We start from the raw sequence: 13,618 nt of genomic DNA, 5'->3' as shown, positions 1-13,618 counted from the left end.
ATTAAAAGCACCATGGTTTTGCCGTGGTGCTTTTTAATATGATCGTATATTAAAAATTCAATGGAGAGAGACGAAGTTATATTTAAGCTAATCGCGGAAGAACAGCATCCCCGGGAAACAACTGAACAGCGACCAAACCATGCACGGATATTGTCATTAGGTGAATCTTTCCATAATAACTTGGCTGGAAATAGATTGCAATCGCCTGAAAATTTCTCCCTGTCAAATTATGAAGATGATGATGACGATTCTGGATTCTGCTGCCCCTGCTGTTTACCACGTTAATAACAATCTGAAATTGAGTTTTAGCCTGTTATTCAGTTCCCACTACATTATTTCCTATCTCGCAGTTTTTTTCAATTAACAGTCTCAGGAATAACTTTAGCTGCCTCTTTTCCAAACTTTTTGAGTGTTACAAAATGTGAGCGCAATGCGGAAAAGAAAGTTTTGTTTTCAATATAAGGCAAATTGAACTCTAATGCTGTCTGCTTCACAATAAGCGAAATTTCACCGTAATGTATATGGCAGACTTTAGGAAACAAATGATGCTCAATCTGACGGTTTAATCCACCAAGGAAAAATGCGGCAACCTTATTCTGGGTTGCGAAATTTGCAGTCGTCCGCATTTGGTGCTCAGCCCAGGCTTCTTCCATGCAATTGCTATCATTAGGCAAAGGAAAGCTTGTTCCTTCTACGACATGCGCAAGCTGAAATACCAGTCCCATGGTTAAACCTTCGGTAATGTGTAAAACCAGAAAGCCAATAACAAACTGCCACCAGCTAACATCCAGTACTAGTAACGGCAGTACAATAAACAGGAAATAGTATAACGCTTTATAAAAAAATAAGTTGAAATACTCCAGCTTAGGGTGTCTGTTTTGATGGGCACCAATCGTCTTTTGGAAGAATTTCACGTAATCTTTTCGAAAGACCCATGACAGAGATGCAAGGCTGTAAAGTGGAAAAGCATACCAATGCTGAAACCTTTGTATAGCGTTCACCTCATCTTCCTCTGCGATCCGAATCAAACCTGGAGCCACTTCTATGTCTTCATCATGTCCAGGAATATTTGTATAAGTATGATGTACGACATTATGCGTTATGCTCCATACATACGGATTAGCACCAATCAGATTGAAAATGAATCCAAACAACTTGTTCACGTTCTTATTTCCCGAAAGTGCACCATGAATTGCATCATGACAAACATTAAAGCCGACAAAAGCACTAAACATACCAAGCGCCCCTGCAAGTGGCAAAAGCAGCCAGGTGGGTGTTATCCCGGAAAGTATAACGATGTAAAGCCCGGCGAAACCGGTTAAGAAAAACACAGTCTTTCCCCACATGTGAGCATTTGCATTTCGGCTCAATTCATGTTGGTTAAAAAACTGTTCTACCCGGGCTCTGATAGTTGCATAGAAATGCGGACCGGAAGCCGATGAAAATTTTACTTTTTGTGACATATGATCATGTTTGATCTACTTTACGCGAACAAACAGATGTGCCAGAATCGGGTGTTGGAATAAAAAGAAGGGTTATAATTCCGGCAATTTACCAGATTTTTCACTGTTATAACGCATTGTTGGTCTAGATATTATAAATTCTGCTTCTCCGCCTGCACTTACCACTACTAATACTATTCAGAATAAAGTCTTTCAAATTTTTCAATTGGTATGATCAGTATAATCGTTGCTTCTTCTTTTTTTAGAATTTTTTATTACTACTTTAGACCTGAATCCATTCAGTTGACGGAATCAAAATATCAACCAATATAAACCGATAACTCCAAAATCACCGGAACAATTACACATGAATAATACAGTAAACTACTGTGGAAAAGGTTTTACATACCTACTAGGTATACTTCTCTTCACAAGCTGCCAAACAGCACCTCAGGACACGGCTTCAAATAATGCTACAGATAGCGCAGCAAAAGAACTTGTATTGCCAGATGGCTTTTCTGCCAGCGTTGTTGCAGATTCGCTAGGTGCTTTACGCCATCTCGCCGTTAACAAAAACGGGGATATTTATGTAAAGCTAAGTAAACTGAAAAATGGAAATGGAATCCTTTTTTTAAGTGATACAGACAAGGATGGAAAAATGGACAAAACTATGGGATTTACCAACTATCCGGGTACCGGCATCCGCATACAGGATAATAAATTGTATTCATCTTCCAATAGCGGCGTCTATAGGTATCAACTAAACGCGCAGGGGCAAGTGATAGACACTGCTAAGGCAGAAGTATTGGTCGAGGGCCTGGTGGACAAAGGGAGGGACAATGCAAAAAGCATAGCGCTTGACGATGAAAATAATCTATACGTTGCCATTGGTTCTTATGATGAGACTTGCACTGATGCTGCAGGCAATGGCCTAACCAACTGTAAATTGCTCGACTCAGTAGGTGGCATCTGGCAATTCAGTACAAATAAACTCAATCAAAGCTATTCTAATTCGCTTCATTACGCAAAAGGATTAAAAAATGTGGTAGGACTGGATTGGAACAACGTTACAAAATCACTTTTTGTAGCTCCACATGGACGTGGTGGACTGAAGGAAAAATTCCCTAAACTATATACCCAGGAACAAGAAAAAACACTACCTGCAGAAACGCTATATGAACTTAGTAAGGGTTCCGATGCCGGTTGGCCTTATGTTTACTACGATCCATTTCTGCATAAAAATATTGTAGCGCCTGAATATGGCGGCGATGGTAAAAAATCTATTGACAACAAGTACCTCGCTCCTGTTGCAGATTTCCCTGCACACCTTGCGCCTAACGACATGTTGTTTTATACCGGCAATATGTTTCCGGAGAAATATAAAAACGGAGCCTTTATCGTTTTTCACGGTCAATCACAGTCATTGAACAAGGGTTACTTAGTGGCTTTTGTACCATTTCTAAATGGAAAGCCATCCGGACCATGGGAAATATTCGCTGATAATTTTGCAGGGGTAGATTTTGCCAATCCTAAAGGTCCTTATAAGCACCGTCCTATGGGCATCGCACAAGGACATGATGGCGCATTATATGTGGCTGATGATCTGAAAGGCACTATCTTTAAGATTACTTATCAAGGAGATAAAAAATAAAGTTAATAAAGCCTTGTAATGATCAGTTTGATAAAGGTATAGTTTATGTGAATTGCGCTTATTTCCCCATTTTGCTGAATATCAATTTCATAGTTTCAGGATCAATAGAATTCATATCTACCAATTTTAATGATTTAACCATTTTCAAAGTTCCTGTTTTGTATAACTTGAAGTGAGCAGTTTCCAGATGTGATAGATAAGCCTGCTTATTGGCGTAGATTTCGATAATCCTGATCTGGTTCGGATTTTCAATAACGTACATCGGAAAAATTGCAATAACCCCAGGTTCAACTTTCACAGATGCCGCGGCTTCTTCTTTCAAAATGGTATTGTAAGCTTCCAAATATTCAGGAATAATCTCTATTTCAGAAATACGCACCAACATATCTGATGCAGCGATAGGATGCTCAGGCCTTGACAACACTTTTCTCAAAGTATTTGCCTGCGTAATATTGATTGTTTTCTGGATTAAATCAGCGACTTCAGCCAATTGATCTTCGGTGATCCCTGTATTGATTCCCATACCAACATGGGATTTCAACTGTGCTTCAACACCAGTCATTGCAGTTAATGCAGCAATGGTAACCAATTCCCGTTGTTTGAAATTCAATACATCACTTTCAAAAATATCTGCAAACAGGTGTTCTTTTAGAAAAGCGTCTATTCTTGGAGCAAACTCTCCGAAACCTGGTGCAGGTTTGACTTGAGTAGATTTAGTTAATATTTCCAGAACTTTTCTACCTTCTTCGTACTTGTCGTTATTGCTATCCGGAACCTTACCAGCAATTCCTTGTTTATCGATGATGCCTTTCGTTTTCCGGTCGGACAAAACATTCATAAAAGTATTGATTCCATTAAGGCTTCTAGGAAAACCACAATACGCATATAGTTGAACCAATAGCTCTTTGATCTCGTTAACCTTTAACCCGGAATCCATCCCCACATTCAATTGAGCCGTTAGCTGTTCTAGATCTCCAACTGCTGTTAGTGCAGAAATACGGACCAAACTTTTTTCCTGGTCATTTAAAAAAGTTGGTACATCCGTTTTATTTTGGGCATTCATTACAGTTGCATTTAAGATCAAACAAAATATGAGGAAGCACTTTATAAACTTATTCATCAGCTCTATTTTTTATTTACTACCGGATTATCTATGATTCAAATTTCGCTAATATTGTTTGCATAGCATGTAGACAGGTTACTGATTTATTTACCATTTTCACTGATATTGCTTTAAAACTGATATTCAACGGCTTGGCTTAACAGTATAAAAAGGCTTTAGTATTTCATCGGGATTACGCTTACTATCTTATCCATTTAAAAAGGATCGATAGGGGCATCATGGCAAATGTTAAGCAGATAATAATTGAAAATAGCCATCCGGAATTCCTAATCATATAATTATATTTCTTGTGATTCAAACCAAGACTCTGGAAGGCACTAGAGAAGCCATGCAACAGGTGATAGAACAGGGACGCTATCCCCAATAGATATATCACAACCTCAAGAGGATTACTGAATTTTTGCAACATCATTATATATAATGGCAGCTCTTCACCATACAGAAATTGATTCGTACGGTTAGGTATCCAGAAATTAGACGTATGTAGTATCAGGAACATCAAAATCAACGTCCCTAATAAAGTCATACTCTTGCTATACCATGCGACCTTCGGTAGAGACTTCACCATAGCATAACGTACCGGACGAGCTGCGCTATTAGACCGCCAAAGTAAAAGGGACTGGATAATGTGTAACAGTATTCCAGCCACCAACCCAATCTCAATTGTCCTGACTAATGGGTTAGTTCCCATGAAATGAGCTGCCTTATTGAATGTCGCTCCCCCATCATTATAGAAAATAAGCGCATTGATCCCAGCGTGAACAATTAAAAAACTGATCAGGAAAAATCCTGTCAATCCCATTGTCATTTTTTTCCCAATAGAGCTTCTAAATGTTTTGAAAAACCATTTCATAATATGTTTTTTATAAGTGTTTATTCCAGACCACAATAAAGTGATGGATTTTCATGGCCATTTTCTTTGAAATAACCACAGTGTAACCAAACGCTACTTTTCCTCGCAAACTTCAGGAACAAATGCGAGCCATATAAAGCAAATACTTTCAAGTTGGTTGTAGACCTCGCAGATTTTATCTTCGAGTTCGGCCCGGCCAATTAAATATAGCTCGTGGTTAAGCAAATTATCGGTCATGATCACGTAATCGACACTATTGATAGAATTCTTAAGTAATTGGTGTGCCTCAATAACAGATGTCCCATATAATTTTATGAAATTTCCAACTCGGTATTCAGAAATGGGACCATAATGAGCAATCAATTTTAAACCGAGATTAATTTCTATTCTGGTTTCCCCTGACAATCGTAAGATCTCCGCACCGAATCGTTTCTGCATAATATTGAATTGTGAGATAACCTCTGTACGAGAAAACCTTTTGCCCATTTTATAAAAAAGAATGGCGTCACCTTCTATTTCTGAAACTTTCAGACCAAGGATATTGCAGTCCAGTAAGACCGTCAGCAATCTGGAAATCACATAACTGCCAGTATTCATATCCGTGTCATGTACAAATCTGGTAAAGCCGCTGATATCAGGAATAAGCAAATTGCCCTCATTCAGATTGGCAAAATCAAATGTTGGATTGATACTGGCTGGCGAACTTTCGAATTGCTGATTTTTCATGAGCAGTTTGTTAATGGCATGTTTCTCTGATTTATCCATTTCACAAAAACATCCCAAAAATCAGTTATTACCTTTTGGGTAGCTTGATCGGTCAAAATGCCTGATTCGTTAAATTTGTCGATGACGTCGCACAAGTAGAAGTCGGGTTTATAAAATACCTCCATGTGAAACTGTTCAAGGGCTACCTTAAGCTGTCTAACTCCACCAAAAGCATTTAAATTATAAGGAGTGCAACCAAAGATGGATACCGGTTTTCCCGCCCATTTATTGTTACCATTTGGTTCTAGACCCAAATCAAGGGCATTCCTCAGGGCTGGTGAATAAGATCGCTTATATTCAGCGGTAGCAATGATAAAGGCAGTTGCAGTTTCAATTTTGCTGTAAAACTCTTTCAAACTTGAAGATAAAGTAAATTCAAAATCCTCTCTGATATAGGGCAACTTACTAATGTCTAAAATTTTACATTCGATAGATTTGGGTGCGTGGAATTTCAGGGCTTTTACAAGTTTCATAGTATAAGACCCTGAATCTAAACTACCAGTAACTACTACAATGGTTATCATAGTGAAATATTAAAATTATAAGACAAATAAATTAGACTAATTGAAATCTGGTTCAGCTACTTGTGTTTGATGCTTTATATACACACCCAATAAAAAATAACTCAGGAAAGGAATATTCCCTCCCCGAGTTATAGTATATTTATCTATTTCCAACCTCCACCCAGAGATCTGTATAAGTTTGATACTGCGTTAAGTTCTGCCCTCTTCAATGAAGCCAATTCCAATTCTCCCTGCAAAACATTGCCTTGTGCAATGATGACTTCAAGGTAATTAGCCAATCCATTTTTAAATAATAGTGATGCATTTGAAGTCGCGTTTTTTAACGTATTCACGCGTTCAGCTGCGATTGTACGCTGCAGCTTTAATTTTTCAATGCTAACCAGAGCATCAGAAATCTCTCCCACAGCATTCAAAACTGATTGTTTGAATACCAGAACAGACTGTGCTCGTTCAATTTTCGCAATCTCATACTGGGATCTCAGGCGGTTTCGGTTTAATATTGGCTGAGCAATACTTCCTGAAACTAAACCAAACAGTGATGCCGGCACATTAAACCAATCACTGGCCTTAAAAGCGTTAATTCCTCCTGATGCCGTAATCCTTAAAGACGGGTATAAATTAGCTTTACTAATACCTACATTAGCATTTGAAATAGTTAATGTTAGTTCAGCCGCCCTGACATCAGGCCTACGACCAACGATCACGGAGGGTATACCTGTCGGCAAATTACTTCCTATACTGATCTTCAGAAGTTTTTCATTTCTTTCAATCTTGTCGGGCAATTGACCGGTAAGGACTTTCAACGCATTTTCCTGTATTGTGATGTTCTGCTCAAACTGGGGAATCAGCTGAGCTGCAGCCTGCCTTTGCGCTTCTGTTTGCTGTACTGCTAGTGAGGTTACCTGACCGGCCTGGTACTGTAATTTTATTATACTAAGCGTACTATCATTTAATTTGACGTTTCTTTGCGCAATGTCCAATTGAGCATCCAGCATTAATAGATTGTAATAACCCTGAGAGATACCGGCAATCAGATCAGTCTGTATTAGCTTTCTAGCCTCTTCAGTTTGCAGGTAAGAGGCTAATGCACTCTTTTTTTGGTTACGAATCTTACCCCAAATATCTGCTTCCCAAGAGAGTGAAAGATTCGCAGAATAATCCTCAACATGAGGGGATGCAAGTCCAAATTGTTTAATGCTTAACCCTGTGATGCTATTATCAGAAGGCCTACTGGAACTAGCTGCACTATTAAAAGTAATTTCAGGAACGTTGTTCCATTTAACCTGTTTTAACATAACTTGAGATAATTCTATCTTTTTTAATGCAATTTGCATATCGTAATTATTTATCAAGGCACTGTCAATCAGGTTCTGAAGGATTTTATCCGTATAAAAATCATTCCACCGTAGTTCACTAATGCTAGTTGTATCACCTTGCAATGTGTCATTCCGAAAAAAACCTGGAACCAGAAGTGGTGGTTTTTGTATATCCTTGGAAACCTTACATCCGCCCAATGAAATCAGCAGTAGTGTACTAAATCTTATAATATTTTTTTTCATTTTCTGTTTTAATTTACTGCGTAAGCAGCTCTAATTAGAAGGATTCCTAAAATCTACTCAGTTACTGGAGCTAGAGTTTCTTCCTGATGTTTTTTATGCTTTTCAGCCTTTATGTCAACGATAATTGTACCCGTAATTTTTTCATGTAAGTTCTGGAATATGACAAAAAGAACCGGGATAATGAATACTCCAAGAAGTACTCCACTGAGCATTCCACCAACCGCTGAAATGCTAATAGAATGGTTTCCCTGTGCAGAAGGCCCTGTAGCGATGATCATTGGGAGTAATCCAACAACGAAAGCTAGCGACGTCATTATTATGGGGCGAAGACGTAGCTTTGAAGCCTCCAATGCAGCTGCTAGTATAGACAGCCCTTTGTTTCTACGCTGAACGGCAAATTCTATAATAAGGATGGCATTTTTAGCCAATAATCCGATCAACATGATTAGGGAGACCTGAACATATATATTGTTTTCAATTCCCGTAATTCCGAGCGCAAGAAATACCCCTAACACACCAACGGGGATAGACAGCAAAACTGCAAAAGGTAAAATATAGCTCTCATATTGAGCAGAAAGGATAAAGTAAACGAATACGAGACTCATGATAAAAATAATAGCAGATTGTCCCCCAGACGAAAGTTCTTCCCTGGTTTGCCCCGAGAATTCAAAGGAGTAACCTTGTGGCAATTCCTTAGCTGCCAAATTTTGAATCGCTTTTATTGCGTCCCCGGTGCTATATCCCGGCTTAGGAATCACATTAAGACCTATCGAACTGAACAAGTTATAACGTGACGCTGTTTCTGAACCATACACCCTTGTCAGTTTCGCCAGGGTATTTATAGGTACCATATCACCGCTCTTATTCTTAACATATATTCTATTCATCGCCGAAGGGTCAGCCCTATCGGCAGTATCTGCCTGTACCAGTACCCGGTAATATTTTCCGAATCTATTGAAATCGGAGGCCTGTGCAGTTCCAAAATAAGCCTGCATTGTTTGCAGGATATCTTTTACATTTACGCCTAATTGAGATGCTTTATCATGATCAATTTCCAATTCCAATTGCGGATAGTCAGCCTTAAATGATGTAAAAGCGAATGCAATTTCCTTTTGCTGCATCAATTTACCGATGAAATCTTGTGAAATCCTACTAAATTTATCCAGTTTGCCCCCTGTTTTATCCTGTAATACTACGTCCAAGGCATCGACATTACTGAAACCAGGAACAGTCGGGAAGGTAAAAACAAAAAAGCTACCCCCTTTTATTTCATTAAGTGTGCCTCGGATGACATCCATAACTCCGTTTAGGTCTTTTACTTCTCCTCGTTCTGCCGTAGGTTTTAAAATGACAAAACATACTGCCTGAGATGGACTATTAGAGGAAGTTAAAATGCTGTACCCGGAGATGGCATCGGTGAATGCCACTGCTTGAAGTTCACGCAGTTTTTTATCTGCTACCTGCATTAAATTAATGGTTCGGTCCAAGGAAGTACCTGATGGGGTATTTATTGCAATAGCAATGAAGCCCTGATCTTCAGCAGGAATAAATCCGGTTGGTGTTCTGTTTACCATCCAAACCGTACTTAACACGACAAGCAACAAACCTAACATACTCACCCACTTGTGGCGAATTAAGAATTGTAATGCTTTAACATACCTTTGAGTCATAGAGTTGAAACTGTGGTTGAAACCTATAAAGAATCGCTTTGTAAAGCCCTTCTTAGTTTCTTCCCCCTCAACATGCTCACTCTTCAAGAATAAGGCGGCGAGTGCGGGGCTTAATGTCAATGCATTGACAGCAGAAATAATAATCGCAGTTGCCATAGTAAATGCGAACTGTCGATAGAAGACTCCAGTCGATCCTTCCAGGAAACCTACTGGTAAGAATACTGCGGACATAACCAGGGTTATGGAAATAATGGCGCCCGTAATCTCATGCATTGCTTCTATAGTTGCCTGCTTTGCAGCAAGCTTCTTATGCTCCATTTTTGCATGGACGGCCTCGACAACGACAATGGCGTCATCAACCACAATCCCAATGGCCAGAATCATGGCGAACAATGTCAATAAATTAATTGAAAACCCAAATAAATGCATGAAAAAGAAAGTACCAATGATCGCCACAGGAACCGCAATAGCAGGGATTAAGGTAGACCTAAAATCCTGCAAGAAAATAAACACAACAATGAACACCAAAATGAAGGCCTCAATTAGCGTATGTATTACCTGTTCAATGGATTGATCAAGGGAATCCTTTGTATTGTAAAATATAGAATGTTTTACACCTTTTGGAAAGTCTTTAGCTGCTTTCTCCATAAGCTCAGCAATGGCAATTTGAATATCGTTAGCGTTAGATCCGGCGAGCTGGATTACACCAATTGCCACTCCTTTCTTACCACTTAATTGCGTTAAACTATTATACGTGTACGCTCCAAACTCAACCCTTGCTACATCTTTCAAACGTAATACGGAACCGTCAGTATTTGAACGGATGGCTATATTTTCATAATCTCCAGCATTCGTGAATTTCCCCTTATACTTAATTACATATTCAAATACCACTTTATTGCCCTCGCCAAAACGTCCAGGTGCGGCTTCTAAACTTTTGTCCTGTATCGCGGCCATAACTTCATTAGGAGTAACCTTATAATTTTCCATCTGTGAAGGATTAAGCCAAACACGCATAGAGTAATCTTTATTTCCTCCAAAAATCATAGCAGATCCAACACCCGGAATTCTTTTAATTTCAGGGAGTATATTGATCTTAGCATAATTGGCTATAAACACCGGGTCGTATTTCTTCTCATCTTCAGTGTACAAACCGAGCACCATGATCAGACTATTTTGCTGTTTTACGGTGGTAATACCTTGTTGCACAACTTCTGCCGGTAACTGGCTAGTAGCTTGAGCGACCCGATTCTGAACATTTACTGCGGCCAGGTCAGGACTGGTTCCTAGTTTGAAATAAATAGTTATCGCCAGTGACCCGTCATTACTTGCAGTTGAAGTCATGTAGGTCATATCCTCCACACCGTTTATTGATTCTTCCAATGAAGGAGCTACTGACCTTAAGACCGTTTCTGCATTCGCTCCCGGATAATTTGCTGTTACCAATACTGCGGGTGGGGCGATATCTGGAAACTGTTGTAGCGGTAAATTGTAGAGTCCGATCAAGCCTAAGACCACCAATAAAATGGAGATGACAGTGGCTAGTACAGGTCTTTCTATGAATTTCTTTAACATGATTTTTTATATAATTAATAATTATTTTTTCGCAACTGCTATATTTACAGCTACCGGTTGTGGATTGATTATTGCCCCTTCTTGCAGATTACCAAAACCACTCAGGATGATCTTCTCACCCCTTTCCACCCCAGTTCTTACCAAATAATTGTCGCCGCTTTTGCAAATAATGGTTATGGGTTTTATTGAAACTTTGTTGCTGTCACCGACAGAATACACGAATACCTTGTCCTGAACTTCGACAGTAGCTTCTTGTGGCACAATCATTACATCGTGGTGTTGCAGACTTAATCTTAATTTTCCGGTATTACCTGAACGCAGCAGCCCATCTGCATTAGGAAAAATCGCACGTAAAGTGATTGCACCGGTAGAGCTGTCAAACTGACCATTAATCATATCGATTCTCCCTTTGCTTGAATATTCAGAATTATCGGGTAATAAAAGGGATACTTCGGGAAGCTTCGACAGCTTTTCCGCAAGTGTTTCGCCAGGATATTGGTTCTTAAAACTCACGAAATCCCGCTCTCCCAGAGCAAAATAGACATGGACTTCGTGAACATCGGACAGTTCTGTAAGTGGTTCTTGATCATTTGGCCCGACCAAACTTCCTTGTTTTTTCCTTAAGCGGCTTATATACCCACTTGTCGGTGCTTTTATAAGAGTATATGCCAGGTTTATCTGCGCTGTACTAACATTTGCCTTTGCCTGATCGACATTTGCTTTTGCCACCTGATAGGCTGCATTTGCGGATTTCAACTGGTAGTCAGAAACCACATTATTTTCAACTAACGGCCTTAGCTTCTCAACCTCCAGACGTGCATTATTTAATGTGCTTTCTGTTGCATGCTGGCTCGCTAATGCATTATTCAAAGCGGCACGGAATGGTTGTTCATTGATTTTGTAGATTGCTTGCCCGGCTTTTACGAAAGCCCCCTCATCCACAAATATCTTATCTAGTGTACCGCTAACTTGTGGACGGATTTCAATATTGACCTTGCCTTGTATTGATGCAGGATAATCCTGATACGTGGTCTGTGTTTCTGAAATAAGACTCGTTATAGGCAACGTCGGGGCCGGAGTAGTCTCTGCCTGTTCTGGCTTGGATGAACAGCCAGCAATAACAACTGTAATAACAGCGAAAAAGAGTGGTTTCATTGAATTATATTTAAGATTTAAATTGTGTAATCATGTTTGGGAAATTTCAATTTTTACGACACATTTGGATCAGGAGGCGCGGACGCATCACTTCTAACTGAATTACAGCTTATTAAGTCCGCACTAACCGGATTTAAACCGGACATAGCAATTCCTTGTAACACTTGTAAGTATTACCGATTGGGCAGCTAAAGAGAAATAGTATTATTTAGAGAGAATGACAGCTATTTTCTACCATTATTGGCAGTTCTAACCCTTTTTTCAGGAAGGTTAACATATAAAATAGTAACAACGCAAAACGCGCGAATAGTTATAGTAATGTAGAAAAGTACCTCCATAAAATTTAGGATTATAGGACTGTTTGCAATAAACAATTATGATGGTGATCCAATTTTAATTGGCTTTGTTTTCATGAGCTAAATTCCCATGAAGTTCGGGAGGTAGAAATCGAGTAACCCATCATTGGGTAATTCAAAAGAAGTTATACGAATGATATAACGTTAAGACTGGGAAAGCAGAGCAGATTTTTATTCAGGTCAGCTTTTGAAAACATTGTTCTCAAACCAAACCTCAGATCTTTCTATTAATTTAGAGTTTGACTCTTTTTTAATAGTTTCATATAGCCATTGAAGATTTTTTGCTTTTAGTGACTCCTTTATCTTGTTTTCCGTTTCTATCATGACCTGATGGATGGCACAGAAATCCCCCTTAGCCCAAGGTAAATCACCCCGATCCACGAGTATGCACCGCTCTCTGATACCGTTACATTGAAAAAAAGATATTTCTCCTTCGACTGCCAGTACTATATCTAAAAAGGTAATCTGATCGGGCGTTTTGGCTAATGAGTATCCCCCTTTGACCCCAATATTGGATCTTACAATTCCGTACTTCTTGAGTTTAGTAAAAGCTTTGGCTAGATATGTTTCAGAAATATTCTGGAATTTAGATAGATCGCGGATGGTAATCGTACTCTCTTTGGGACTACCCACAAAATACACTAAAGAGTGTATCGCGTATTCTACATTTTTTCCTAGAGTTGGCATTTCCTATATTTTAACGTCTGTAAATATTTAATGAAAGGATTGATTTCAAAATTAAGTTTTAAAAGTTAACAATTTGTATTCCTATTATCAGAAATACAAATATTATCGTCAACTGCTGAATGTGCTCTGAGTTAAATACTGGCTTGCAACAGTCCACGGCCTCATTACATCCTACACAGGTAGTAACATATTTGCGGATCGACCTTGCAATATTCTGTTACATCTGTTATTTGATCCTGCTATTTGCATTCACCATGG

11 protein-coding genes are annotated in these 13,618 nt (G+C 39.0%); 2 read left to right on the top strand and 9 right to left on the bottom strand.

Features of this window, described 5'->3' with window-relative positions; genetic code table 11:
• The first annotated feature begins 60 nt into the window (after nucleotides 1-60).
• A complete protein-coding gene (locus BLR53_RS19735; protein WP_143007789.1) occupies nucleotides 61-285 on the top strand; it encodes a hypothetical protein in 225 nt (74 codons plus the stop codon).
• Between the two features lie 71 nt (nucleotides 286-356).
• On the opposite strand, the gene BLR53_RS00500 is transcribed toward BLR53_RS19735, so the two are convergent.
• Entirely contained in the window at nucleotides 357-1,463 is a 1,107-nt protein-coding gene (locus BLR53_RS00500; protein WP_074586153.1) for a fatty acid desaturase family protein, read from the bottom strand.
• Nucleotides 1,464-1,809: 346 nt separating this feature from the next.
• On the opposite strand from BLR53_RS00500, the gene BLR53_RS00495 reads away from it, so the two are divergent.
• The gene (locus BLR53_RS00495) at nucleotides 1,810-3,093 is read left to right on the top strand and encodes a PQQ-dependent sugar dehydrogenase (RefSeq protein ID WP_074586151.1); all 1,284 of its coding nucleotides are present in this window, start codon (nucleotides 1,810-1,812) and stop codon (nucleotides 3,091-3,093) included.
• Nucleotides 3,094-3,151: 58 nt separating this feature from the next.
• Here BLR53_RS00495 and BLR53_RS00490 read toward each other — a convergent pair whose 3' ends face one another.
• The 8 genes from BLR53_RS00490 to BLR53_RS00455 all read right to left on the bottom strand — a co-directional run bounded on the left by BLR53_RS00490 (nucleotide 3,152) and on the right by BLR53_RS00455 (nucleotide 13,360).
• Nucleotides 3,152-4,156: a carboxymuconolactone decarboxylase family protein gene (locus BLR53_RS00490; RefSeq protein ID WP_074586149.1), complete on the bottom strand. Its 1,005-nt coding sequence runs from the start codon at nucleotides 4,154-4,156 to the stop codon at nucleotides 3,152-3,154.
• Nucleotides 4,157-4,397: 241 nt separating this feature from the next.
• Nucleotides 4,398-5,069, bottom strand: coding sequence for a succinate dehydrogenase cytochrome b subunit (locus BLR53_RS00485; protein ID WP_074586146.1), 672 nt, complete (start codon nucleotides 5,067-5,069; stop codon nucleotides 4,398-4,400).
• Between the two features lie 93 nt (nucleotides 5,070-5,162).
• Entirely contained in the window at nucleotides 5,163-5,795 is a 633-nt protein-coding gene (locus tag BLR53_RS00480; RefSeq protein WP_176763494.1) for a DUF2652 domain-containing protein, read from the bottom strand.
• A complete protein-coding gene (locus BLR53_RS00475; RefSeq protein WP_074586141.1) occupies nucleotides 5,792-6,358 on the bottom strand; it encodes an NADPH-dependent FMN reductase in 567 nt (188 codons plus the stop codon). The genes BLR53_RS00480 and BLR53_RS00475 overlap by 4 nt, the downstream gene beginning before the upstream one ends.
• Before the next feature lie 143 nt (nucleotides 6,359-6,501).
• Nucleotides 6,502-7,917 carry an efflux transporter outer membrane subunit gene (locus BLR53_RS00470; RefSeq protein WP_074586138.1) on the bottom strand — a complete coding sequence of 472 codons (1,416 nt, stop codon included), beginning with the start codon at nucleotides 7,915-7,917 and terminating at the stop codon, nucleotides 6,502-6,504.
• A gap of 53 nt (nucleotides 7,918-7,970) precedes the next feature.
• On the bottom strand, nucleotides 7,971-11,162 hold the full coding sequence (locus BLR53_RS00465) for an efflux RND transporter permease subunit (RefSeq protein ID WP_074586135.1): 3,192 nt from the start codon (nucleotides 11,160-11,162) through the stop codon (nucleotides 7,971-7,973).
• 21 nt (nucleotides 11,163-11,183) lie between these two features.
• Entirely contained in the window at nucleotides 11,184-12,317 is a 1,134-nt protein-coding gene (locus BLR53_RS00460) for an efflux RND transporter periplasmic adaptor subunit (protein WP_074586133.1), read from the bottom strand.
• A gap of 536 nt (nucleotides 12,318-12,853) precedes the next feature.
• On the bottom strand, nucleotides 12,854-13,360 hold the full coding sequence (locus BLR53_RS00455) for an RrF2 family transcriptional regulator (RefSeq protein ID WP_074586130.1): 507 nt from the start codon (nucleotides 13,358-13,360) through the stop codon (nucleotides 12,854-12,856).
• Nucleotides 13,361-13,618: the final 258 nt, after the last annotated feature.

Origin of the sequence: Pedobacter antarcticus, from assembly GCF_900103515.1 — a bacterium.
Taxonomy (GTDB): Bacteria; Bacteroidota; Bacteroidia; order Sphingobacteriales; family Sphingobacteriaceae; genus Pedobacter; species Pedobacter antarcticus.
This window is presented reverse-complemented; position numbering and strand designations above follow the sequence as displayed.

What these genes read in the sequence shown, in the direction of transcription:
- BLR53_RS00470 (WP_074586138.1), bottom strand. Translation starts at nt 7,917, where the DNA reads ATGAAAAAAAATATTATAAGATTTAGTACACTACTGCTGATTTCATTG.
- BLR53_RS00490 (WP_074586149.1), bottom strand. Translation starts at nt 4,156, where the DNA reads ATGAATGCCCAAAATAAAACGGATGTACCAACTTTTTTAAATGACCAG.
- BLR53_RS00500 (WP_074586153.1), bottom strand. Translation starts at nt 1,463, where the DNA reads ATGTCACAAAAAGTAAAATTTTCATCGGCTTCCGGTCCGCATTTCTAT.
- BLR53_RS00480 (WP_176763494.1), bottom strand. Translation starts at nt 5,795, where the DNA reads ATGAAAAATCAGCAATTCGAAAGTTCGCCAGCCAGTATCAATCCAACA.
- BLR53_RS00495 (WP_074586151.1), top strand. Translation starts at nt 1,810, where the DNA reads ATGAATAATACAGTAAACTACTGTGGAAAAGGTTTTACATACCTACTA.
- BLR53_RS19735 (WP_143007789.1), top strand. Translation starts at nt 61, where the DNA reads ATGGAGAGAGACGAAGTTATATTTAAGCTAATCGCGGAAGAACAGCAT.
- BLR53_RS00455 (WP_074586130.1), bottom strand. Translation starts at nt 13,360, where the DNA reads ATGCCAACTCTAGGAAAAAATGTAGAATACGCGATACACTCTTTAGTG.
- BLR53_RS00485 (WP_074586146.1), bottom strand. Translation starts at nt 5,069, where the DNA reads ATGAAATGGTTTTTCAAAACATTTAGAAGCTCTATTGGGAAAAAAATG.
- BLR53_RS00465 (WP_074586135.1), bottom strand. Translation starts at nt 11,162, where the DNA reads ATGTTAAAGAAATTCATAGAAAGACCTGTACTAGCCACTGTCATCTCC.
- BLR53_RS00475 (WP_074586141.1), bottom strand. Translation starts at nt 6,358, where the DNA reads ATGATAACCATTGTAGTAGTTACTGGTAGTTTAGATTCAGGGTCTTAT.
- BLR53_RS00460 (WP_074586133.1), bottom strand. Translation starts at nt 12,317, where the DNA reads ATGAAACCACTCTTTTTCGCTGTTATTACAGTTGTTATTGCTGGCTGT.